This window comes from Streptomyces sp. NPDC090077 (assembly GCF_044747545.1).
GTDB lineage: Bacteria > Actinomycetota > Actinomycetes > Streptomycetales > Streptomycetaceae > Streptomyces.
In genome coordinates, this window is record NZ_JBIVEG010000036.1 from 1 (window position 1) to 21,332 (window position 21,332).

19 protein-coding genes are annotated in these 21,332 nt (G+C 73.9%); 7 read left to right on the forward strand and 12 right to left on the reverse strand.

Annotated elements, in window-relative coordinates; translation table 11 throughout:
• Nucleotides 1–209: 209 nt before the first annotated feature.
• Both ACIPW5_RS34960 and ACIPW5_RS34965 read right to left on the reverse strand, forming a co-directional pair.
• Nucleotides 210–1,607, reverse strand: a complete 1,398-nt coding sequence (locus ACIPW5_RS34960; RefSeq protein ID WP_401253932.1) for a HEAT repeat domain-containing protein — start codon at nucleotides 1,605–1,607, stop codon at nucleotides 210–212.
• 342 nt (nucleotides 1,608–1,949) lie between these two features.
• The gene (locus ACIPW5_RS34965; protein WP_401253934.1) at nucleotides 1,950–2,351 is read right to left on the reverse strand and encodes an ankyrin repeat domain-containing protein; all 402 of its coding nucleotides are present in this window, start codon (nucleotides 2,349–2,351) and stop codon (nucleotides 1,950–1,952) included.
• A 381-nt stretch (nucleotides 2,352–2,732) separates the two neighbouring features.
• On the opposite strand from ACIPW5_RS34965, the gene ACIPW5_RS34970 reads away from it, so the two are divergent.
• Both ACIPW5_RS34970 and ACIPW5_RS34975 read left to right on the forward strand, forming a co-directional pair.
• Nucleotides 2,733–2,927, forward strand: a complete 195-nt coding sequence (locus ACIPW5_RS34970; protein WP_007262923.1) for a hypothetical protein — start codon at nucleotides 2,733–2,735, stop codon at nucleotides 2,925–2,927.
• Between the two features lie 169 nt (nucleotides 2,928–3,096).
• The gene (locus ACIPW5_RS34975; RefSeq protein WP_401253937.1) at nucleotides 3,097–4,719 is read left to right on the forward strand and encodes a hypothetical protein; all 1,623 of its coding nucleotides are present in this window, start codon (nucleotides 3,097–3,099) and stop codon (nucleotides 4,717–4,719) included.
• An 18-nt stretch (nucleotides 4,720–4,737) separates the two neighbouring features.
• On the opposite strand, the gene ACIPW5_RS34980 is transcribed toward ACIPW5_RS34975, so the two are convergent.
• Nucleotides 4,738–6,240, reverse strand: coding sequence for a PLP-dependent aminotransferase family protein (locus tag ACIPW5_RS34980; RefSeq protein WP_401253940.1), 1,503 nt, complete (start codon nucleotides 6,238–6,240; stop codon nucleotides 4,738–4,740).
• Nucleotides 6,241–6,444: 204 nt separating this feature from the next.
• Between ACIPW5_RS34980 and ACIPW5_RS34985 the strand changes: the two genes are divergently transcribed.
• The 3 genes from ACIPW5_RS34985 to ACIPW5_RS34995 all read left to right on the forward strand — a co-directional run bounded on the left by ACIPW5_RS34985 (nucleotide 6,445) and on the right by ACIPW5_RS34995 (nucleotide 9,385).
• Nucleotides 6,445–7,215 (forward strand): glycerophosphodiester phosphodiesterase, encoded by a 771-nt coding sequence (locus ACIPW5_RS34985; protein WP_401253943.1) that lies wholly within the window; start codon nucleotides 6,445–6,447, stop codon nucleotides 7,213–7,215.
• Between the two features lie 66 nt (nucleotides 7,216–7,281).
• A complete protein-coding gene (locus ACIPW5_RS34990; RefSeq protein ID WP_401253946.1) occupies nucleotides 7,282–8,664 on the forward strand; it encodes an MFS transporter in 1,383 nt (460 codons plus the stop codon).
• 346 nt (nucleotides 8,665–9,010) lie between these two features.
• On the forward strand, nucleotides 9,011–9,385 hold the full coding sequence (locus ACIPW5_RS34995) for an RNA polymerase-binding protein RbpA (protein WP_007262928.1): 375 nt from the start codon (nucleotides 9,011–9,013) through the stop codon (nucleotides 9,383–9,385).
• A gap of 76 nt (nucleotides 9,386–9,461) precedes the next feature.
• Here ACIPW5_RS34995 and fxsA read toward each other — a convergent pair whose 3' ends face one another.
• The 4 genes from fxsA to ACIPW5_RS35015 form a co-directional block, all read right to left on the reverse strand.
• Entirely contained in the window at nucleotides 9,462–10,073 is a 612-nt protein-coding gene (gene fxsA / locus ACIPW5_RS35000) for an FxsA family membrane protein (protein WP_401253948.1), read from the reverse strand.
• A gap of 77 nt (nucleotides 10,074–10,150) precedes the next feature.
• Complete coding sequence (locus ACIPW5_RS35005; RefSeq protein ID WP_401253951.1) at nucleotides 10,151–10,915, reverse strand: polyprenol monophosphomannose synthase; 765 nt, start codon at nucleotides 10,913–10,915, stop codon at nucleotides 10,151–10,153.
• A 310-nt stretch (nucleotides 10,916–11,225) separates the two neighbouring features.
• The gene (locus ACIPW5_RS35010) at nucleotides 11,226–12,857 is read right to left on the reverse strand and encodes an amidohydrolase (RefSeq protein ID WP_401253954.1); all 1,632 of its coding nucleotides are present in this window, start codon (nucleotides 12,855–12,857) and stop codon (nucleotides 11,226–11,228) included.
• Between the two features lie 105 nt (nucleotides 12,858–12,962).
• On the reverse strand, nucleotides 12,963–13,403 hold the full coding sequence (locus ACIPW5_RS35015; protein ID WP_030240692.1) for an Lrp/AsnC family transcriptional regulator: 441 nt from the start codon (nucleotides 13,401–13,403) through the stop codon (nucleotides 12,963–12,965).
• A 217-nt stretch (nucleotides 13,404–13,620) separates the two neighbouring features.
• Between ACIPW5_RS35015 and ACIPW5_RS35020 the strand changes: the two genes are divergently transcribed.
• Nucleotides 13,621–14,070 carry a hypothetical protein gene (locus ACIPW5_RS35020; RefSeq protein ID WP_401253957.1) on the forward strand — a complete coding sequence of 150 codons (450 nt, stop codon included), beginning with the start codon at nucleotides 13,621–13,623 and terminating at the stop codon, nucleotides 14,068–14,070.
• A 7-nt stretch (nucleotides 14,071–14,077) separates the two neighbouring features.
• Here the strand turns inward: ACIPW5_RS35020 and ACIPW5_RS35025 are convergent, their stop codons facing one another.
• From ACIPW5_RS35025 to ACIPW5_RS35035, 3 genes are all read right to left on the reverse strand, one after another.
• A complete protein-coding gene (locus ACIPW5_RS35025) occupies nucleotides 14,078–15,169 on the reverse strand; it encodes a phosphotransferase family protein (protein ID WP_401253960.1) in 1,092 nt (363 codons plus the stop codon).
• Between the two features lie 28 nt (nucleotides 15,170–15,197).
• On the reverse strand, nucleotides 15,198–16,271 hold the full coding sequence (locus ACIPW5_RS35030; RefSeq protein WP_401254070.1) for a hypothetical protein: 1,074 nt from the start codon (nucleotides 16,269–16,271) through the stop codon (nucleotides 15,198–15,200).
• A 220-nt stretch (nucleotides 16,272–16,491) separates the two neighbouring features.
• Nucleotides 16,492–17,115 (reverse strand): hypothetical protein, encoded by a 624-nt coding sequence (locus ACIPW5_RS35035; RefSeq protein WP_401253963.1) that lies wholly within the window; start codon nucleotides 17,113–17,115, stop codon nucleotides 16,492–16,494.
• A gap of 107 nt (nucleotides 17,116–17,222) precedes the next feature.
• Between ACIPW5_RS35035 and ACIPW5_RS35040 the strand changes: the two genes are divergently transcribed.
• Nucleotides 17,223–17,486, forward strand: coding sequence for a hypothetical protein (locus tag ACIPW5_RS35040; RefSeq protein WP_401253966.1), 264 nt, complete (start codon nucleotides 17,223–17,225; stop codon nucleotides 17,484–17,486).
• 20 nt (nucleotides 17,487–17,506) lie between these two features.
• Here ACIPW5_RS35040 and ACIPW5_RS35045 read toward each other — a convergent pair whose 3' ends face one another.
• Nucleotides 17,507–20,002, reverse strand: coding sequence for a DUF6185 family protein (locus ACIPW5_RS35045; RefSeq protein ID WP_401253969.1), 2,496 nt, complete (start codon nucleotides 20,000–20,002; stop codon nucleotides 17,507–17,509).
• A gap of 100 nt (nucleotides 20,003–20,102) precedes the next feature.
• Nucleotides 20,103–21,275: an acyl-CoA dehydrogenase gene (locus ACIPW5_RS35050; protein ID WP_401253971.1), complete on the reverse strand. Its 1,173-nt coding sequence runs from the start codon at nucleotides 21,273–21,275 to the stop codon at nucleotides 20,103–20,105.
• Nucleotides 21,276–21,332 lie beyond the last annotated feature (57 nt).

Sequence of the window (21,332 nt, forward strand, 5' to 3'; positions counted from 1 at the left end):
TCCGCCCCTGACCCCGTTGCGCTCAAACGCCGCGCGGGCTGGAGGATCCAGCCCCGCCGGCGTTTGAGGCGCGGGGGTCTGGGGGCGGAGCCCCCGCAAGGGGTCCGGGCGCAGCCCGGGGAACGGGCGAAGGGCGGGTAGGGGACCCAGCCCCGCGCAGCGGGAGCCCACCCGCACCCCGGTACATCACGAACCGGCGGCGCCCCCGCCTACACGGCCGACTCGGGGGTGATGCGGCTGCGGACCGCCGACTGGACGTCTTCCTCCTCCGCCGGGTCCGCCGCCAGGCGGCGCAGGCGGGGGGCCACGCGGGCGTCGGCGGTCTCCGCGTGGCGGGCCGCGACCTCGCGGGTGGTCTCCTCGCAGTCCCAGAGGCACTCGACGGCGAAGCCCGCCGCGAACGTGGGGTCGGTGGCGGCCAGGGCGCGGGCCGCGCGGCCGCGCAGGTGGGAGGAGGCCGTCTCGCGGTAGACGTGCCGCAGGACCGGGGCCGCGCAGCCGATGGAGAGCCGGCCCGCGCCGTCGACCAGGGCGAAGAGGCGGACGGAGTCCGGGCCGGAGCCGCGGACGGTGTTGCGGAGGGCGCCGAGGACCAGTCCGGCGTCCCCGATGCCGCCGCGGGCCGCCAGGAGGGCCGCGGCGGCCGCTCCGAGCGCGTCGGGGCGGTGGACCCAGAGCCGGGCCCGGTCGAGGGCGGCGGGGCCGCACATGCGCTCGTAGGCGGCCACGGCGGGCTCGTCCCCGGCGGCTTCGATGAGGTCCAGGACCGCCGGGTTCTCCGGTTCGGCGAGGACCAGGTGGTGCAGGGCGGTGGCCCGGGCGGCCTCGCCGGAGGCTCCGGCGGCGGCCGCGAGGATCGCGGGCCGGTCCTCGGGGGCGGCCACGGCGGCGAGACACCGCGCGGCGGGGACGTGCAGGGGGGTGCCCCGGCGCAGCCCGTCGGCGGCCCAGTCGAACACGGCCTGGACGCCCCAGCCGGGGCGGGGGCCGCTGGGGGTCATCTGGCGCTGCCAGCGGTCGAAGGAGCCCTGCTGGCGGGCGGCGCGCAGGCGTTCCGCGTAGGCGGGCGACTCCTCCCACAGGGCCCAGGGGCGCGGCTCGTAGGCGTCGCGTACGGCGGCGGCCAGCCGCGCCTCGCCCTCGGCGGTGGCGGGGAACCGGGCGAGGACGGGCTCGGCGAGGGAACGCAGGCCCGCGTCGTCGTCGCGCAGGGCGAGCTCGTCGAGGGCCCAGGCCCAGTTGGAGCCGGAGGCGGCGTAGCGGCGCAGCAGCATGAGGGCGTCGTCGCGGCCGTACGAGGCCAGGTGGCCGAGGACGGACAGGGCGAGGCCCGTGCGGTGGTCCTCTTCGTCGAAGAGGTCGTCGGCGCCGAAGAGGTGGGCCTCGATCTCGCCGAGGGGGCCGTCGAGGTCCAGGTACAGGCGCGCGTAGTACAGGGAGCGGTTCTCGACCTGCCAGTCCTGGCGCGGGTCGCGCAGCACGCACTGGTTGAGCGCCGCGAGGGCCTCGGGCCTGGGCGCGGCGAGGGCGTGCAGCGTGCCGTCGCCACGGCCCCGCTGGAGGAGCCCGAGCAGGGTACCGCTCGGCGCTATGACTGGTTCGAACATGGGAATGGCCTCAAATCAAGCTGGGGACGCGACCGGGAATCGGGATTCACAGAGCCGCGTAACAGCATGTGAGGACGTCCGCCGTCTGGTTCCGCTCGATGTAGACCATTGCCTTCTCACTCTCGTCGGTGCTTCGCGACCACGGCGGCCGGTGCGGCAGGGGTGGGTGTGGACACCCGTCGTGTCCAGCCCGCTCCTGCCCGTCCGTCATGTCCGCGAATCGAATCCGACGCCATGATGACCCAGGCGGTTTGTGCGCCGCGACCACATTTAAGGGCGCCGTGACCAAGCCGTGAGGTGGCGGGGCCCGTCGGGACCCGGCCCGCCCCGGGAAAAAGCGGACTACTTGGCTCCGAAGAGTTCCAGCAGGTCGGCCTTGTTGAACATGCGGGCCGTGTCCACGGCGGAGGGGGTTCCGGCGTTCGGGTCGGCCCCGCCGTCGAGCAGCGCGCGGATGACGGCTTCCTCGCCCTTGAAGACGGCTCCCGCGAGGGGGGTCTGGCCGCGGTCGTTGGCCCGGTCCGCCTCGGCGCCGCGGGCCAGCAGCACCGTGACGGCCTCGGCGTGGCCGTGGTAGGCGGCGAGCATGACGAGGGTGTCGCCGCGGTCGTTGGTGAGGTTGGCCGGGACCCCGGCGTCCAGGTAGGCGGCCAGCGTCGCGGCCTCACCCTGACGGGCCAGGTCGAAGATCTTGCCGGCCAGTTCGACGACGTCCTCGTCGGGGGCGTCCTGGTGCTCGCTCATCGGTCGTACCGCCTTTCGGTCTCTGGCTTCCCGGCGCGCCGGCCGTGGCGCGCCGCCCGCGCGCTCCCCGCGGCCTCTGGAAGGAGTTTCCCCAGGCCGGGAGGGCAGGACGGCGCACGGCACTGCGTCCGTACGGGTGAATCGCCAGGGTAGCGCCCGTCCGGGGACATGACGGGGCCGGTCCGAGGCAAGGATGCCCGGCAGCGGTGCCCCCACACCGCGGACGCCCGGGGCGCCAGTCAGGCGCGTCCGGTCAAGTGAAAAAACCCAGGATTCACCTGTATGCACCTTTTATCGCATTGATACTTCCTGTGAGCCTGGAACAACTGATGGTGACCGTAACCACCCACCAGGAGCCTCGACTCATCAGGAGAACGTCACATGGTCCTGTCCATCTCAGGTGTCGTCCTGCTCGGCATCATCTGCTTCCTGTTCTTCAAGAAGGACGGGATGAAGCTGACGCACGCGTTCGTCTGCGCGCTGTTCGGCTTCTTCCTGGCCGGCTCCGCCATCGCCCCGAGCATCACGGCCAGCACGGCCAGCCTCGCGAGCCTGCTGGGCGGGATCAAGCTCTAGCCCGCCCGGGCTCCAGGCCCGCACGGGTGCCGGCCCCGCCGGGGCTCCGGCCCCGCACGGGCCGCACACGATCAGGCCCGCGGCCTCGGCCGCCTGGGTTCCGCCCAGTCCCGCAGCGCCCGGGCCCTGACGCCACACTCCCGCACCACCACGACTCCAGGAGACGACCGTGGCCCGGCGCCCACTCCCCCGCATCCTCAGCAGCGGCAGCGCGTCGCTCACCCGGGGCCGCGACCTCGCCCGCACGGCCGCCGACAGCGCCACCGACGTGCTCCACCCGCTCCTCGTCATCGGGCGGGGCCTGCGCGTGCTGGCCTCGGCCGGGCGGCGCAGATGGGCGGAGACCCCGAAGGACAAGCGCGGTCCGGCGTTCTTCCTCGGGGCCGCCTGCGTCCTGGTCGTGGCGATCGTCCCCTACGGCCCCCTCTGCGCCCTGATCGGCGTCATGGCGGCCGCGGCCTGGCACGGCCGCGACCGCTCCCCGGCCCGCACCGGGCCCGGTGACGCCGAGGCCGAACGGCTGCGCTCGCTGTACGAGGCGCTGGTGCCGTACTTCTCCGCCCCGGAGGACCCCAGCCCGCTTTTCACCCACGGCGGGGCCTGGGAGGAGGCGTTCGGCGACTACGAGTTCGACGACGCGGGGCGGGTCACCCGGCTCCGCATCCGCTACCCCGCCTACTTCACCGACGGCGAGACCGCCTCGCGGGCCCGGATCGAGGCCCTGTTGCACGCCAAGGCCGGGCGCGGCCGGGAGTACCTCTTCGACTGGGACGAGGAGGCCAACCGGCTCGACCTGCGGGTGCTGGCGGCGCTGCCGACCGACATCGCCGCCCAGCGCTTCGTGACCTCGCCGGGCGAGACCGTCCTCGGCTTCACCGACCCCGGCGGCGTGCAGCGCACCGTGCCCGTCCTGGAGGGGGAGGAGCCGGCCGACGTGCCGCCGGTGATCTGGCGGACCGGCCCGCGCTCGGCCGAACCGCACCTGCTGGCCGTCGGCCAGCCCGGCAGCGGCACCTCCACCCTGCTGCGCTCGATCGCCCTCCAGGCCCTGGGCCAGGGCGGCGACGTGATGGTCGTCGAGGGCGGCGGCAGCGGCGAGTACGCCTGCCTGGCCGGCCGGGACGGCGTCCTCGCCGTCGAGTGCGGGCCCACGGGGGCGCTGGCCTCCGTGGAGTGGGCGGCGCACGAGACCGAGCGGCGGCTGATCGCCACGCACCGGGCCCGGGAGGCGGGCCGCCCCGCGCCCGAGGACTCCCGGCGCCCGTTGTGGATCCTGCTGGACCGGCCCAGCGTGCTGGCGCACCTGGCCGCCGCCGAGGGCCGCCCCGATCCCCTCGCCCAGCTCCAGGTGCCGCTGCGGCACGGGCGCGCCGCGCACGTCACGGTGGTCGTCGCCGAACACTTCGACCACCTGGAGCTCCTCAACGACGCCGTCTGGCAGCACACCCGCGCCCGAGTGGTCCTGGGGCCCGCCCCGGTCCAGCAGGTCGCGGACGTACTGGGGCTGCCCCCGCACACCACCCCGCCCCCGCAGCTGCCGCCGGGGCGCGGGTACGCGCGGCTCGGCACCGGACCCGTGCACCGCCTCCAGGTGCCGGCCACGCCGGACCCGTACGACGACGCCGCGCACCCCGCCCACCGGCAGGCGGTGCTGGAGCTGCTGCCCGAGCGGCAGGCGCCGGGCCAGGGCGGCGAGGACGCGCCGGCCCCCGGCCGGCCGCTGCGGATCCGGCCGCAGGGGTCGCCGGTCGAGGCCTCCGACATCCCGGAGGTCCCGGCGGAGGCTCCGTAGCCGGCCCGGCGGGAAGGGCTACGCGACGAAGGTGCGCGGGGGCTCCGACCCGCTGCCGCCCGCCCCCGTGCCGACCAGCCGGGCGGCCGCGGCCAGCCGGGCGGCGGCCTCCTCGGCCACCGGCCCGCCCACCGTGAACGGCAGCCGCACGTAGCCCTCGAAGGCCCCGTCCACGCCGAACCGGGGGCCCGAGGGGACGCGGACGCCGACCCGCTCCCCCACCTCGGCCAGCCGCGACCCGGACAGGCCGCCCGCCCGGGCCCACAGCGTGAGCCCGCCGCTCGGCACCTCGTACTCCCAGTCCGGCAGTTCCCGGCGCACCGCCGCGACGAGCGCGTCCCGGTTCTCCCGGGCCTGGGCGCGGCGCATCCCGACGGCCTCGGCCCAGCCGCCGGTGCGCATCAGCCAGTTCACCGCGAGCTGTTCGAGCACCGGGGTGCCGAGGTCCGCGTACGCCCGCGCGGCGACGAGGCTGCGGATGACGTCGGGGGCCGCCCGGACCCAGCCGATGCGCATGCCCGCCCAGAAGGCCTTGCTGGCGGAGCCGACGGTGATCACCGTGGAGCCGGCCGGGTCGAAGGAGCAGACCGGGCGGGGCATGGCGAGGTCCGGGTCCAGCCGGAGTTCGGCCATGGTCTCGTCGGCGATCAGCACGGTCCCGGCGGAGCGGGCCGCCTCGACCATCGCCCGGCGCTTGTCCTCCGAGGCCAGGGCCCCGGTCGGGTTGTGGAAGTCGGCGACGACGTAGGCCAGGCGCGGGGCGGAGTCGCGCAGCACCTGCCGCCAGACGTCCATGTCCCAGCCGGTCAGCCCCGTCCCCATCGCCACGGGTACGAGGCGGGCCTCGGCGGCGCGCATCAGCTGGAGGATGTTGGCGTAGGAGGGGGACTCGACGGCGATCCGCTCGCCCCGGCCCGCGAAGAGGCTGCAGATGGCGTCTATGGCGCCCATGGCCCCGGTCGTGACCATGATCTGCTCGGGCATGGTCGGGATGCCCCGCTCGGTGTAGCGGTCGGCGAGCATCCGGCGCAGCGCGGGCAGGCCGGCCGGGTAGTCCCCGTGGGTGTGCGCGTAGGGCGGGAGTTCCTCCAGGGCGCCCTGGACGGCCTTGGTCAGCCAGGGCTCGGGGGCCGGGAGGGCGGCGCAGCCGAGGTCGATCATCGAGCCCAGGGACTCGGGGGGCAGCGGTTCCAGGCCGCGGGCCGGCAGCGGATTCCCGGCCGGGACGGAGGTCCAGCTGCCCGCGCCCCGGCGGGATTCGAGGAAGCCCTCCCCGCGCAGGGCCTCGTACGCGGCGGCGACGGTGGTGCGGCTCAGCGACAGGGCGACGGCGAGCTCCCGCTCGGCGGGCAGCCGGGCGGCGACGGGGACCCGGCCCTCCAGGACGAGGAGCCGGATGCCGTCGGCCAGGGTGCGGTAGGCGGGCGGCTTGCGGGCGCCGGGCGGCGCGGGCCGCTCCTGCTGGGAGCCGATGAGCCGGGCGAGCTGCGCGGCACCGACCGCCGAGGTCCACTGAGCCATGGTGTCCGGTCCACCTTCGTCGGATTGGCCCCCGGACGGTGGTCCCGGGGCCGGTATTGGATTGGTCGTGGGGCCCCAGACTGTCACGGGCCGGTCCACCGGGGCCAGAGGGGGTGCCGCACGGCTCCGGCCGTTCACACCGCGGCCGCTCCCCGGCCCCCGTGGCGCTCCCGCCCGGCGGGGCCGATTGGGCATACTGCCGCCGTGACTCACGTACGCCTCCGGCACCCCTACCTCGACCACCCGGCCCCCATCCCCTTCGCCCACCGGGGCGGGGCCGCGGACGGGCTGGAGAACACCGCCGCCGCCTTCCGCAGGGCCGCCGGGGCGGGCTACCGGTACTTCGAGACCGATGTGCACGCGACGGCGGACGGGAAGCTGGTGGCCTTCCACGACGCCACGCTGGACCGGGTCACCGACATGGGCGGCCGGATCCGGGAGCTGCCCTGGAGCCGGGTGCGCGAGGCGCGGGTGGCGGGGAGCGAGCCGCTGCCCCTCTTCGAGGACCTGCTGGAGGAGTTCCCCGGGGCCCGCTGGAACGTGGACCTCAAGGACGAGTCGGCCCTGCACCCGCTGGTCAACCTGATCGCGCGGGCCGGGGTCTGGGACCGGGTGTGCGTGGGCTCCTTCTCGGAGAGCCGGGTGGCCCGGGCCCAGAAGATCGCCGGGCCCCGGCTGGCGACCTCGTACGGGGTGCGCGGGGTGGTCGGGCTGCGGCTGCGTTCCTTCGCGATCCCGGCGGCGCTGCGCGTCGGCGCGGTGGCGGCCCAGGTCCCGGAGACCCAGGCGGGGATCCGCGTGGTCGACCGGCGCTTCGTACGGACCGCGCACGAGCGGGGGCTCCAGGTGCACGTGTGGACCGTGAACGAACCGGAACGCATGGAGGCTCTCCTCGACCTGGGTGTCGATGGCATCATGACCGACCGGATCGACATCTTGCGCACGGTGCTGGACCGGCGCGGCGCCTGGGCCTGACACCGCCCGGAGGCCGCGCCGGCGCCCGCGGCCGTGCGGCACGGGGACCAGCGAGGGGGCTCTCGAATGAGCGCGCAGACGACGGACGGGACGGAGCCCGGGGCCGAGGACGGCAGACCGCCCGGGGAGGCGGCGGCCGCGCGCAAGCGCGAGCAGCGCGGCTGGTACTTCTACGACTTCGCCGTGTCCGTGTACTCGGCGAGCGTGCTGACGGTGTTCCTGGGCCCGTACCTGACCTCGGTAGCGAAGGCCGCCGCGGACGCGGAGGGCTACGTCCACCCGCTGGGCGTCCCGGTGCGGGCCGGGTCCTTCTTCGCGTACTCGGTCTCGGCGTCGGTGATCCTCGCCGTGCTGCTGATGCCGCTGGCGGGGGCGGTAGCCGACCGGACCGGGCGCAAGAAGCCGCTGCTGGCCGTGGCCGCGTACACCGGCGCCACGGCGACGGCGGCCATGTTCTTCCTGGGCGGCGAGCGCTATCTGCTGGGCGGGTTCCTGCTGATCGTCGCGAACGCGGCCCTGTCCGTGTCGATGGTGCTCTACAACGCGTACCTGCCGCAGATCTCCACCCCGGACGAGCGGGACACCGTCTCCTCCCGGGGCTGGGCCTTCGGCTACACGGCGGGCTCGCTGATGCTCGTCCTGAACCTCGCCCTCTACACGGGCCACGACTCCTTCGGCCTCTCCGAGGGCGAGGCCGTGCGCATCTGCCTGGCCTCGGCGGGCCTGTGGTGGGGGGCCTTCGCGCTCGTCCCGCTGCGCCGGCTGCGGGACCGGGCGGTGGTCCGGGAGGCGGGCGGCGCGCCGGCCGTGAGCGGCTGGAAGCAGCTGGTGGCCACCTTCAAGGACATGCGGCGCTACCCGCTGACCCTGTCGTTCCTGCTCGCGTACCTGATCTACAACGACGGCGTGCAGACCGTGATCTCCCAGGCCTCGGTCTACGGCTCGGAGGAGCTGCAGCTGGAGCAGTCCACGCTGATCGGCGCGGTGCTGCTGGTCCAGGTGCTGGCGGTGGCGGGCGCGCTGGCGATGGGCCGGCTGGCGAAGGTGTACGGGGCCAAGCGGACCATCCTGGGTTCGCTGGCCGCGTGGGCGCTGACGCTGGCGGCCGGGTACTTCCTGCCGGCCCGGACCCCGGTGTGGTTCTTCGCGCTCGCCGCGATGATCGGGCTGGTGCTGGGCGGCAGCCAGGCGCTGTCGCGCTCGCTGTTCTCGCACCTGGTGCCGGCGGGCAAGGAGGCCGAGTACTTCTCGGCGTACGAGATGAGCGACCGGGGGCTGAGCTGGGTGGGGCCGCTGGTCTTCGGCCTGACCTACCAGGTCACGGGAAGCTACCGGGACGCGATCATCTCGTTGGTGGTGTTCTTCGCACTGGGTTTCGTGCTGCTCGCGCGGGTGCCGGTGCGGCGCGCGGTGGAGGCGGCGGGCAATCCTGTTCCCGTACGCCTCTGACGCGCGGATCCGGGCCCGGGCCGGGCCCGGATCCGACCCCTCCGCCGCCCGTCGAAATCCGGACTCACGAACGAATCCCGAACGAATTTCGACGTTGCGGCAAAGGGCCGGTAGTGTACGCCTTTGGCCTGCCAGGCGGACCGTTACTGCGCGCTCAAGAAATATGGACGTTGGGTGACATCTGCTGCCAGATGTGACAAAACGGGCACTGGTGGGTACAACAAGGGGCGGCACGACGGGCGACGCATGACCCGGAGCGGGAATCTATACCGCCGACCGGACGTTGACCGGATGACGACGACAGCGACACCTGTCCTGTGGGCGACAAGCCCGGGAGGCACGATTCATGAGTGAGCGAGCTCTCCGCGGTACGCGGCTCGTGGTTACCAGCTACGAGACGGACCGCGGCATCGATCTGGCCCCGCGCCAGGCGGTGGAGTACGCATGCCAGAACGGACATCGATTTGAGATGCCGTTCTCGGTTGAGGCAGAGATTCCGCCGGAGTGGGAGTGCAAGGCGTGCGGCGCCATGGCACTCCTGGTGGACGGGGACGGGCCCGAAGAGAAGAAGGGCAAGCCTGCGCGAACGCACTGGGACATGCTCATGGAGCGGCGCACCCGCGAGGAGCTGGAGGAGGTGCTGGCCGAACGGCTGGCCGTCCTGCGCTCCGGCGCCATGAACATTGCCGTGCATCCGCGCGACAGCCGCAAGTCCGCCTGACCCGCGGACACCGCGCAGTAGCCGAGGGGCCCCGCCACATCAGTGGCGGGGCCCCTCGGCGTCGTGCTGCTACGGCTTACGGGGCCAGCGGGGGCCGGTACCCGTCGTCCGGGCCCTGCTGCCGGGCGGGGCCGTCCTCGCGGATCACCTCGCCCTGGACCACCTTGCCGTCGGGGTAGTGGATCCGGGCCTGGGTGAAGGCGTCACCGAAGCCGCCCGGGGCTCCCGAGGCCATCTTCCGCTCCAGGGTGCGCTCGGCCCGGCGGGCCGCGAAGGCCCGTACCGGCGGCAGCAGCAGGAGCAGGCCGGCCAGGTCGGAGAGCAGGCCGGGCATGATCAGCAGCAGGCCGGCCAGCATGGTCAGCGCGTTGCCGGAGCCCTTCTGGGGCTGCGGGGCGGACGGTATGCCGCCCGCCATCGCCTGCTCCTGGGCCTGCTGGAAGCTGCGGGTGAGGTTCTTGAAGGCGCGCCTCCCGGCCCGCTTGATGACCACCACGCCGAGCACCAGCCCGCCGGCCAGCAGCGCCGCGACGGTGAAGCCGCCGGCCGCACCGGCGACCAGGCTGAGCAGCCAGATCTCCAGGATCAGCCAGGCGGCGACCGCCAGGGGGATGAAGGTACGGGCGGGCGAACGCCGCCGGGGGGCGGTCGGGGTGCCCGTACGCGAGGAGCCAGTGCCGGTCGTCATACCCCCCAGTGTGCCTGGACCCCGGTGAAAGCGGGCTCAGCCGGAGGTACCGGACACCCCCTAGGGGTCGCCCCCCGTCAGCGGCGCTTGCCGGCGAGCTTGGCCGCGCGCTCCTTCAGGCCCCACTGGGTGACCCGCCAGAGGGCCTCGACCACGATGTCCTTGCTCATCTTGCTGTCGCCGAGCTCGCGCTCGACGAAGGTGATGGGCACCTCCACGACCCGGAAGCCCATGCGGACGGCCCGGCGGGCCAGGTCGACCTGGAAGCAGTAGCCCGCCGAGGCGACCTCGTCGAGGCCGAGACCCTCCAGGGTCTCGCGGCGGAAGGCGCGGTAGCCGCCGGTCACGTCGCGGATCGGGACGTCCAGCATCAGCCGGGAGTACGTGGACCCGCCGCGGGAGAGGAACTCGCGGCTCTTGGGCCAGTTGACCACCCGGCCGCCCGGCACCCAGCGGGAGCCCAGCACCAGGTCGGCGCCGGCCAGCGCGGTGAGCAGCCGAGGCAGCTCCTCCGGCTGGTGGGAGCCGTCGGCGTCCATCTCGACGATGACCCCGTAGCCCTGCTCCAGGCCCCAGGCGAAGCCCGCGAGGTAGGCGGCGCCGAGGCCCTCCTTGCCCTTGCGGTGCAGGACGTGGACGTGGTCGTCGGCGGCCGCCAGCTCGTCGGCGAGCTTGCCGGTCCCGTCGGGGCTGTTGTCGTCCGCGACGAGGACGTGCGCGTCGGGGACGGCGGCGCGGACCCGGCCGGTGATCAGGCCGATGTTCTCGGCCTCGTTGTACGTCGGAATGATCACCAGGGTGGTGCCGAGCGGTCCGTGGGTCCGCTGTCCGCCGTCGCTCACTGGTTCCCCTTGCGTGTTCTTCGTCCGTCCCGTCACAACAGGACGATTTTAGAACAGCCGGAGACCGGGACCGGCGGCCCTTCGGGCCGGCCCGGCTCCCGCTGGCCGCGGGCCGCCGTGGCCGTTGTCTACTGGGCCGCCGGGCCCGGTCCGGGGCCACCCTGCCCGGCGGGTGCCGGGGGCCGCCCCACCGGCGAAACCTTCCCTCGCCCCGGGGCGCGGGCGGAGCCGTCCGGTGGGGACGTCCTGGGGTGGGCCCGGCCGAACCTATCCGGGCCGGGCGCGCGGTACCGCACCGGTGCCCGGCGGATCACCCCTGTGGCCGTACGAAAACCTCCCGGCCGCCGACCACGGTGGCCAGGCACACCGGCAGGGCCCCGCCCGGGCTCAGGTCGGGCAGGCCCGGCGTGCCGGAGCGGGGGTCGGTGGACCAGCGGGCGACCCGGTCGTCGGGGGCCTGGACCACCAGTTCGCCGGTCTGCCAGACGGCGTAGTCGGCGGGGGCGCCGGGCACGAGGGTGCCCGCGTCGTCGCGGCCCAGCGCCCGCCAGCCGCCCCGGGTGTGGGCGGCGAAGGCGGCCCGCACGGAGATCCGGTGCTCGGGGGTCCGGTGGAAGGCGGCGGCGCGGACGGTGCCCCAGGGGTCGAGCGGGGTGACGGGCGCGTCCGAGCCGAAGGCCAGCGGGACGCCGGCCTTGAGCATGGCCGCGTACGGGTTGAGGGTGCGGGCGCGCTCGGCGCCGAGCCGGTCGGCGTACATGCCGTCCTCCCCGCCCCAGGCCGCGTCGAAGGCGGGCTGCACGGAGGCGGTGAGGCCGAGCTCCGCGAAGGCCGCGATGGTCTGCGGGGTCATCATCTCGGCGTGCTCGACGCGGTGCCGGGCGGCCCGGATCCGGTCCAGGCCCACCGTTCCGGCGGCCGCGCGGACGCCCTCGACGACGGCGCTGACGGCGGCGTCCCCGATGGCGTGGAAGCCGGCCTGGAGCCCCGCCCGGGTGCAGGCGGCGACGTGCTCGGCGACCTCGGCGGCGTCCAGGTAGCCCGTGCCGGTGTGCGCGGCGTCGGCGTACGGGGCGTGCAGGCAGGCGGTGTGCGAGCCGAGGGCGCCGTCGACGAACAGGTCGCCGGCGGCGCCGACCGCGCCGAGCTCCTTCGCCAGGGCGAGGTCCCGGTCGGCCCAGTAGCCGTGGACGCGCGGCCCGGGGTGCTCGGCGGCCAGGGCCAGCAGGCCCGTGAAGTCCTCCGCCGAGGAGATGTCGGGGCCGCCGCACTCGTGCACCGAGCCGATGCCCAGGGAGGCCGCCCGGTCCAGGGCCGCCCGCTGCGCCTCGGCGCGCTGGGCGGGGGTGACGGCGGCGAGCGCGGCGCGGCGGACGGCGTGGTGGTCGTCCTTGGTCAGCGGCGCGTCGTCGCCGTGCGGGTGCACCTGGGGGACGAGGTCCAGGAGGGCGGTGGTGACCACCGCGGAGTGGACGTCGATGCGGCTCAGGTAGAGCGGGCGGCCACCGGTGGCCTCGTCGAGCTCGGACCGGCGCGGGGCGCGGCGCTCGGGCCAGCGGGCGGCGTCCCAGCCGTGGCCGAGGAGCACCCGGTCGGCGGGCCGCCGGCCGGCGTACGCGCGGACGAGGCCGAGGGCCTCGGTGAGGGAGCGGGCACCGGTCAGGTCGAGGCCGGTGAGGGCGAGGCCGGCGGAGGTGGTGTGGACGTGGGCGTCGGTGAAGGCGGGGGTGACGAGCGCCCCGCCGAGGTCGACGACCTCGTCCACGCCCTGTGCGAAGGCGTCGGCGGCGCCCTCGGAGCCGACCCAGGCGACGTGGCCGCGCTCGACGACCATCGCGGTGGCGAAGGGGTCGGCGGGGCTGTGCACCTCGCCTCCGCGGAGGAGGACGGTTCGGGTGGCGGCTCCGGCGGCGTCGGCGGAGGCGGGGGTGCGGTCGGTCATGCCGACCAGTCTCGCCCCTCCGCTCGCCGCGGTTTCCCCCGGGTGGGGTGGGGCGGTGCCGTGGGCGGGTGCGGGCGGGATGCCGCTGCGGCGGGCCGGATTCGGCTAGACGCGCGGTGGACGGGCCTCGTAGGGGGTGCTGAGGACCACTGTGGTGCGGGTGGAGACGTGGGCCAGGGCGCGCAGGCGACCCAGGAGGTCCTCCAGTTCCAGCGGGGTGGCCACGCGGACCTTGAGGATGTAGTTCTCGTCGCCCGCGACGCTGTGGCAGGCCTCGATCTCGGGCACGCCCGCCAGCCGTTCCGCGATGTCGTCCGGCGCGCTCGGGTCGAACGGCTTGACCGAGATGAAGGCCGTCAGGGGGAGCCCGACGGCCTCGGGGTCCACCACGGCCGCGTACCCGCGGATGACCCCGCGCTGCTCCAGCCTGCGTACTCGCTGGTGGACCGCCGACGTGGACAGGCCCGTGGCCTTGCCCAGGTCCGTGTAGCTCATCCGCCCGTCCCGCACGAGCAGATCCACGATCTGGCGGTCCAGCTCCTCCATTGCGCTCATAGCCGCACAACCTATTGCCCCGAGCGGCTTCCGGCACAGCGGTGTCCACGCAGAAGTGGCACCTGCGGCGGGCATGTGACCAAAGCCACAGACGTGTACGGGCGTACATCCCGCTCTGGTGGTTACTCGTGCCGCGCGGCGGGAAGTGCTTGGTGTGGCCGTGGCCGAAGTACCTGCCCGCCCGGCCCACCCAAGGGGGAGTACATCCATGCTGAACACCAAGCGCGCCGGTCGCACCGAACCGGAGCCCCTGGAATCCGTCGAATCCGACTACGCCGACGACGGGGAGTACCTCGAACCCGGCGACGCCGAGGACTTCGACGTCCACCACGCGGTCTGCCCCGACTGCGGGCAGTCGATCGCCCTCGTCGCGGACGAGGAGCACCTCCCGCAGCACGCGCTGTGCCTGACCCCGTGGAACCCCTTCGGGCTCACGGTGTGCGCCGGCACCGGCCGTCCGGTTGCGGACGCGCTGCCGACGCTGGGCGCGCTCCTGCCGGAGCAGCAGGAGCTGGACGCCGTCGTGCACCTCGACCTGCCGCAGGGGCTGGACTGGCGGACGCAGCCGTTCTCGCACGTCGGCGGGCCGGGCTCGCGTCCCGTGCGGCCGGTGGCGGCCCCGCTGCCGAGCCGGAGCCAGCACGCGCAGGCCGCCTGATCCGCGGCTACCAGTACGTGCCCTGCACCATGTCGGCCAGGCTGGCATGGTGCAGGATCAGCCCGTCCGGGTCGGACGGGACCTCGACCTCGCCGAAGTGGGCCTGCCGGTAGGCGATGCGCAGCATGACGATCCCGTGGCGCAGGGCCGCGTACAGGGTGTGGAACTCCATGTCCCTCGGGGTGTGCCCGGTGAGCTCCGCGTAGCGGCGTTCCAGGTCCTCGCGGCGCAGGAAGTCCGGCAGGCCGGGCTGGCCGAAGCCCACGGTCAGGTCCTGGAAGAACCGGTGCAGGTAGACGGTCCAGCCGAGGTCGACCTCGCGCGGGGCGTAGGCGGCCATCTCCCAGTCGAGGACGGCCGCCGGCCGGAAGCCGTCGTAGATGACGTTGCCGATGCGGGCGTCGCCCCAGTTGAGGACGGGGTCGCCCTCGTCGGCGGGCCAGAGTTCCTCCAGCCGGTCGAAGGCCCGCTCCAGCAGGGGCGAGCGCGCCAGGCCGGACACCACCCACGCGTAGTAGGCGCGCTGCGCGTCGACGTGGCGGCGCAGCGGGCTGCCCTCGCCGGCGGGGAGCAGGAACTCGGCCTCCTCGGCGGGGAACCGGTCGTGCAGCCGGGCGAGGAGGGAGATGCTGGCCTCCTGGAGTTCGGCGCGTTCGGCGTCGGTGGCGGAGTGCAGCCAGTTCCCCTCGTAGGTGTAGGGCATGACGTCGGGCGGTACGCGGCCTTCGGCGCGGGCCATCACGAAGAACGGCGCCCCGAGCGGTGCCGGGTCCTCCTCCAGCCACAGCACGCGGGGGACGGGCAGGTCGGTGTGTTCGGCGACCAGGCTCATCACGCGGTGCTGGCGCGGCATGTCGTAGGTGGGGAAGACGGTGTAGGCGGCCGGGTCGGCGGCCAGGCGCAGGGCGCAGGCGCGGACGGGGGCGTCGGGGTGCTCGATGTCGAAGAGCAGGGTCTCGCTGGACATGCCGTTGGAGCCGGGGACGGAGGTGTTGACGACCTTCGCTCCGGGGAGGCGGCCGTCGAGCCAGGCCGCGAGGCGGCGGCCGAGTTCCTCGGGTTCGCGGGTGGAGGTGCGGGGGCGGGGTGCCGTGGCCATGGCCGGCCCTTCCTGTCGGGGTGGCTGGTCAGGGTGCGACGGAGGAGTAGTCGGCGAAGCCGCTGGGGTCGTGGCGGCCGAAGCTGCCGTGTTCGAAGATCCCGAAGCCGGTGCGGCCGTCGAGGGTGAAGCGGGCGGAGTGGTCGGTGACGCCGAAGGCGGCCATGGGGTGGGCGGCCGGGTCGGAGAGGTCGTAGGTGCGGCGGTCGGTCCAGCCGCGGCCCTGCCAGGTGCCGTGCTGCCAGTCGGCGGCGGGCGGGTAGCCGGCGCCCACGGCGAGCGGGGAGGAGTTCAGGATCTCGACGCCGAGTTCGAGGGGTTTGCGGGAGGGGTCGGCGAGGTGGACGACGGCGCTTTCGGGGTGGCGGCTGCCGGAGCGGTAGCGGATCTCGGTCTGGGGCCAGCCGAGCTGGACGTCGTGGCGGCCGCTGTCCTCGGGGAAGACCTGGACCGCCTCGTTGAGGGTGCGGTGGCCGTCGGCGTCCTCCTGGGCGATGACCATGAGGAAGCGGTCCTCGAAGCGGACGGGGATCCAGAGCCAGTGGAAGCCCTCGGGGCGCAGCTCCTCGGCGGCCCGGCCGCCGTCCTCGCCGGGGATCGGGCGGACTCCCCAGCTGCGGTCGCGGGTGCCGGTCCACTCCCCCGGCGTGAGGACGAGCTCCTCGCCGCGGGCCCGGACGGTGCCGGTGACGTTGCCGGCCTGGACGAAGCGGCGGCCTTCGAGCATGAGGCGGTCGCCGCGGCGCTGGACGTGGTGGGGCTCCCAGACGGCGGGGAACTCGGCGGTCCAGGTGAGGTCGTACGAGAGCCCGTGCGGGTCGGCCGGGTCGGGTGCGCAGCGCAGGGTGAGCCGCCGGAGCGGTACGTCGACGGTGATCGACAGGGGGCCGACGGAGAGGTTCATCCGGTCGTCGGTGAGGGCGTCGGAGGCGCGGACGGCGAGGAGTTCGTCGCCGAGGCGCAGGGTGGCGTAGGCGTCGATGACCCCGGCGTTGGGGTAGACGCCGAGGCCGAGGATGAGGACGGCCCGGCCGGCGTGGTCGAAGACGTGGAAGATGCAGCGGTCGTAGGCGTTCCGGTCGCCGCTGACGTGGTGCTTCATCGACAGCGGGGCCTGGTGGACGGGGTACTCGTCGAGGGGGACGGGGCGGTCCGCGGGCACGGCAAACCTCCTGGGGCACGGGGGCGGTCAGGGCTGCTGAGCGGATATGACGGTACGTCAGAAACCGCGCCCGGTGCCAGGGTTCCGGCACGCTCTGCCAAGGCGGCACGGCGAGCCACCGCACGGCTCCGCGAGACCCCGCCCCGCCCCGCGCCGGAGGTCAGGGGCAGGTCTCGCCGAACCTGACGACGTTCAGCTCCACCGGCCCGCCGTTCAGGGGGTTGCCGGCTTTCGGGAGCTGGGCGCACACCTGCCAGTTCGTCTCCTGGAGGACGGCCCGGCCCTGCCGCGCGTCCTTCACGGTGACGCTCACGCCGGAGGGCAGGGCGTCCCGGGCGGCCTTGACGGACTTGCGGTAGAAGTCCGGCGTCGTACCGGCCGCCGCCGAGGGCAGGCCGGGGTCCGAGGCCGGGCAGGCCTCATCGGCCTTCACCGCGCCGAAGTCGATCCTGGCGTCGGTGGACGCGGCGCCGGGACCGGGGCTCTGGAAGCACACCTTCCAGTTCCGGTCGAAGGCCTGGGCGCGACCCCGGCCCAGGCCGTCGTGCGAGACGAGGCGGTGGAAGCCGGCGGCCTGCGCCTCGTCCTGCGCGGCCTGGAGCCCCTTGCCGACGAGGTCGGGGAGGGTGCCCTGCTTCGCGGCAGGCGGGGACGCGGGGGCGGGGGCCGAGGCCGGGGCGGAACCGGCCGCGGCTCCGCCGGCGGGCTTCGCCTCCTGGCAGCCGGTGAGCGCGAGGAGCGCGGCGGCGGCCAGGACCACCGGTAGGGCGTGATGTGTACGCATCAGCCCATGATCGCCACTCCCCGGCCCCGCGGACAGTGGGACGCCTCGAACGGATGGGCGCGGACGGGGACGGGTTACCCCCGCGCCGGATCCGGCGTTGGCGGTGCATGACCACTCTCGAAACGCCGTCGGCGAGAGCGGGGCGCAGGCGGCGTCCCACCCCGCCGGATTGCGAAGAATCGGTTCAGCAGCCGGTCCCCGCGCCGGGCGGGCAGCACGGCCGGCCGGGCCGGCCCGACCCGCCGATCTACGGCGACCTCCTGGCCCGCTGGGCCGCCGACGGCCGCACCCTGCCGGGACGGCGCGACCCGGAGTGGTCCCGCATCGCGTCCTCCCCGATCTGGCCGAGCGGGCCGCTGTACGGGGGCTGAGCGGATGCGGCCCGGGGTCCTCAGGGGGCCGGGGGTGGCGCCAGCGGGCCCCCCTCCCGCAGCGTCTTCCAGATCGTGGCAAGGGCCAGGAGCTGGGCCAGGGCGAACGCCACCGACGCGAAGCGCATCTGGTAGACGTACGCGACGAGGCCGGCGCTGGTCGGCCAGTAGCGGCGCTCGCTCTGGAACGTCTGCACGTCCATGACGAGGCCGGTGAACGTCATGACCGAGGCGAAGCCGGCCATGGCCGGGGTCGACCCCTCCATGCTCTGCCCGATGGCCTGGGCGATGACCTGGTGGACCGCGACCGGTACGGAGAAGGCGGCGGCGACACCGAACGCCTTGGTCGGCCCGTGCCGGCCGGGAAGGTCACGCCAGAGCGCACCCAGGAAGAACCCTCCGGCCACCCAGGTCGACTGCCAGAAGGCGATCTCAAGGACGATGTCGAGGAAGCCGGTGCTGGCCTGGGTCGTCAGGAGCCACGATTCGTTCCGGATCATGTCCGTCCAGTACATCAGCGCGGTGGCGGGCAGGCCGACGAAGCAGGCGACGAGGGCCCCCCGGCACGCGTTGCCCCACCAGGTGGGCATGGGCCCGCAGGCGAACGGCAGGTCGACCGGCCGCACCCCTTCCGGCAGGCACCGGTCCAGCTCGTCGATCTCGTGCTCGATCGACTCCTGTGTCGGGGTGCGTTCGCCCGACGAACCCGCGCCCGCCCGCTGGAGCCGCGACTGGAGCTGCCGGAAGCGCCGCGCGAGGCGCAGCAGTTCGGAGCGGTCGGTCCGCGAGACGGTCTTCCCGAGCGGGGCGTTGTCCGCAGAAGGCTGCTCCAGTACGGATCTGGCCTGGCCCAGCGCCAGCAGGCCCCAGGCCACGGCGAGGCTGACGATCATGACGATGATGTCCCCCGAGAACCCGTAGTACGAGGCGTAGCTGGGTACGACGGTGAGCGCGAACAGCACCACCAGCAGGAACTTCTCCGCCTGGTTCGGCGTGAACGAGTCCTCCTCGCGCTGTTCGGAGCGGCAGACACGGAGCACCCCCACCAGTGCCAAAGGCGTCAGGTATCCGGCGCCCTCCAGCAGTGATGCGACAGAGTAGTAGGAGAACCACCACCACCATCCGTCGTAGAAAAGCGCCCACTGGTCCCCGTACATCTGCCAGCCGGGGTCGGCGAGCCAGCTCGCGCGTTCCCACGTGCGCTCGAAGGCGAAGTAGGACCACAGGAGGATCGAGACCGCCACCGCGAAGGAGATCGATGCCAGCACTCTTCTCGGCAGCCCGCCGTCGCCCATGATCAGGAGCCGCTGCCCCGACGAGAGCAGCCCCTGGACACACACGAAGAGCACCGCCAGCAGGACGAGCGGCACAATCCAGGAGCCGGACCGGTCGATCGGGAAGTCACTGTTGAACAGCAGACCGGACTCGGACCATTCGACGTAGGCATAACCTGCGGCCAGAAGTAGCGTGAAGGCGCACGCCCCGATGAGAATGGGCTTCCCCACTCTGCCCAGGAAGCAGAGGGCGAGCCCGAGCAGCAACTGGATGAACAGCCAGAAGGTCGGCTCGTAATCTCCCTTCCAGGACACCTGTCTGCGCAGGAAACGGAAGGCGTTGTCACCCAGGTAGACCATGAGGACGAGCAGCACCTGCAGGAGCGCCCAGGTCTTCATCAGCTTGAGCGACCGCTCCTCCCCCGGCATCCGATCGCTCCCCAGGCTTCGCCGGAGCCTCCTGGCGCAGAGCAGCAACAGCGCGCTCGCCTCCAGGAACCAGAAGGCACCCGAGGCGCTGTCGTAACCGAAGGTCTCCCAGAACTCGTCCTCCGTCGCGGTAATGGCACTCCACTGCTGTGCCGTGGGCGGACGGAATGCCACCCGGCAGGCCTCCCCACCCTTCCGCTGCCGCCATTTCAGTTCCGTGCCCTTTTCACCGAAGGCCGGCGCGGGGCTGGCCGACATCGCACCGGGGCCGCCCAGCCGGACGTGCACGTCCTCCCATGTGGCGTCGACAAGGTTCGGCGGCGGTTTCAGTCCGAGGATCCACTCGTTCTCTCGCGCTTCGAGCAGCCAGGGCCCGACGGGATACATACCGAGCGCCTGTACCCACGCGACGGCCTCATAGTGGACGGTGGTCCATTTGCCGTCGGCCGTCACCGTCAGCGGTTTGAGCCGCCACTCGTAGTCGAAGAAACCGTCATCCGTTTCCGTGACTTTCCCCAGCAGACAGCGCAGGGCCGATCGGTAATGTGGTGAGCGGGGGTCAAGGAGCAGGTCGGGGGCGGGCCCCCAGTCCGTCGGGACCCGGATCTCCATGACGCTGGTGAGCAGGCTGTAGTCACGGCCCCGGTGGTCGAATTCCGCCGAGGCGGTGACCTTCGCCGCGCCGAGCTGGTCCGCCCGGCAGGGGTCCGCCGGTGCTGCCCGGGCCGCTCCCCCTCCGGCCTGTACGGCGAGGAGGGCGAGCAGCAGCAGGACGTACGGCAGGAACAGCCCGGAGCGTCTGAGGCGGGTCACCGCCCATGATCTTCTCCGGCGCCGCCGTGCGGCTCCCGGCGACACGGCAGAACCCCCGCGGGTTCAGCCCGGCGGCCGAGAGCCTTTCACGCGTCCGGCGTCAGCGGGTCTCGGGGCCGGCCAGGTGGCGGGCGATGACCATGCGCTGGATCTGGTTGGTGCCCTCGACGATCTGGAGCACCTTCGCCTCGCGCATCAGCCGCTCCACCGGGAAGTCCGCGGTGTAGCCGTAGCCGCCGAGGATCTGCACCGCGTCCGTGGTGACGGCCATGGCCGCGTCCGTGCAGAAGAGCTTGGCCATCGCCGCCTGCCGGGAGAAGGGCTTGCCCGCGTCCCGCAGCCGCGCCGCCGCGAGGTAGAGCGCCCGGCCCGCCTCGATCTTGGTGGCCATGTCGGCGAGCATGAAGCGCAGCCCCTGGAAGTCCGCGATCGGGTGCCCGAACTGCTTGCGGCCGAGGGCGTACGAGACGGCCTCGTCCAGGGCCGCCTGAGCCACGCCTATGGCGCAGGCCGCGATCCCGAGCCGGCCGGCGTCGAGGGCCGCCAGCGCGATGGTGAAGCCCTGCCCCTCCTCGCCGATCCGCCGGGAGTCGGGCACGCGGACGCCGTCGAAGTGCAGCTGGGCGGTGGGCGAGCCCTTCATGCCCATCTTCTTCTCGGGGACGGCCGCGGTCAGGCCGGGGGCGTCGCCGGGCACGAGGAAGGCGGTGATGCCCTTGGCGCCCGGGGCCCCGGTGCGCGCGAGGACGGTGTAGAAGTCGGCGACGCCGCCGTGGGTGATCCAGGCCTTGGTGCCGGTGATCACCCAGCCGTCGCCGTCCCGGACCGCCTTGGTGGTCAGCGAGGCGGCGTCCGAGCCGGCGGCCGGCTCGGAGAGGCAGTACGCGCCGAGCAGCCCGCCGCCGAGCATGTCGGGCAGGTGCGCGGCCTTCTGTTCCTTGGTGCCGTAGCCGGCGAGGCCGTGGCAGGCCAGGGAGTGCACGCTGACGCCGAGGCCGACGGTCAGGCGGGCGGCCGCCAGCTCCTCCAGCACCTGGAGGTAGACCTCGTACGGCTGCTCGCCGCCGCCGAACTCGCCTCCGTACGGGAGGCCGAGCAGTCCGGCCTCGGACAGCAGGGTGAAGACCTCGCGCGGGAACCGGCCGGCCTCCTCCTCGTCGGCGGCGTGCGGGCGGATCTCCCGCTGGGCGATCTCGCGTACGAGCGCGAGGAGGTCCCGGGACTCCTCGGTGGGCAGCTGACGGTCCACCGGCTGCGGGGCGCGGTCTGTCATGGCGGCGCTCTCCTCCCTCGTCGGGCACGGCGGCGACGCGCGAGGTGTGGGACGCGC

What these genes read in the sequence shown, in the direction of transcription:
- ACIPW5_RS35040 (WP_401253966.1), top strand. Translation starts at nt 17,223, where the DNA reads ATGACCACTCTCGAAACGCCGTCGGCGAGAGCGGGGCGCAGGCGGCGT.
- ACIPW5_RS34995 (WP_007262928.1), top strand. Translation starts at nt 9,011, where the DNA reads ATGAGTGAGCGAGCTCTCCGCGGTACGCGGCTCGTGGTTACCAGCTAC.
- ACIPW5_RS34990 (WP_401253946.1), top strand. Translation starts at nt 7,282, where the DNA reads ATGAGCGCGCAGACGACGGACGGGACGGAGCCCGGGGCCGAGGACGGC.
- ACIPW5_RS34970 (WP_007262923.1), top strand. Translation starts at nt 2,733, where the DNA reads ATGGTCCTGTCCATCTCAGGTGTCGTCCTGCTCGGCATCATCTGCTTC.
- ACIPW5_RS35015 (WP_030240692.1), bottom strand. Translation starts at nt 13,403, where the DNA reads ATGGAGGAGCTGGACCGCCAGATCGTGGATCTGCTCGTGCGGGACGGG.
- ACIPW5_RS34980 (WP_401253940.1), bottom strand. Translation starts at nt 6,240, where the DNA reads ATGGCTCAGTGGACCTCGGCGGTCGGTGCCGCGCAGCTCGCCCGGCTC.
- ACIPW5_RS34965 (WP_401253934.1), bottom strand. Translation starts at nt 2,351, where the DNA reads ATGAGCGAGCACCAGGACGCCCCCGACGAGGACGTCGTCGAACTGGCC.
- ACIPW5_RS35020 (WP_401253957.1), top strand. Translation starts at nt 13,621, where the DNA reads ATGCTGAACACCAAGCGCGCCGGTCGCACCGAACCGGAGCCCCTGGAA.
- ACIPW5_RS34960 (WP_401253932.1), bottom strand. Translation starts at nt 1,607, where the DNA reads ATGTTCGAACCAGTCATAGCGCCGAGCGGTACCCTGCTCGGGCTCCTC.
- ACIPW5_RS35050 (WP_401253971.1), bottom strand. Translation starts at nt 21,275, where the DNA reads ATGACAGACCGCGCCCCGCAGCCGGTGGACCGTCAGCTGCCCACCGAG.
- ACIPW5_RS35025 (WP_401253960.1), bottom strand. Translation starts at nt 15,169, where the DNA reads ATGGCCACGGCACCCCGCCCCCGCACCTCCACCCGCGAACCCGAGGAA.
- ACIPW5_RS35030 (WP_401254070.1), bottom strand. Translation starts at nt 16,271, where the DNA reads ATGAAGCACCACGTCAGCGGCGACCGGAACGCCTACGACCGCTGCATC.
- ACIPW5_RS35010 (WP_401253954.1), bottom strand. Translation starts at nt 12,857, where the DNA reads ATGACCGACCGCACCCCCGCCTCCGCCGACGCCGCCGGAGCCGCCACC.
- ACIPW5_RS35035 (WP_401253963.1), bottom strand. Translation starts at nt 17,115, where the DNA reads ATGCGTACACATCACGCCCTACCGGTGGTCCTGGCCGCCGCCGCGCTC.
- fxsA (WP_401253948.1), bottom strand. Translation starts at nt 10,073, where the DNA reads ATGACGACCGGCACTGGCTCCTCGCGTACGGGCACCCCGACCGCCCCC.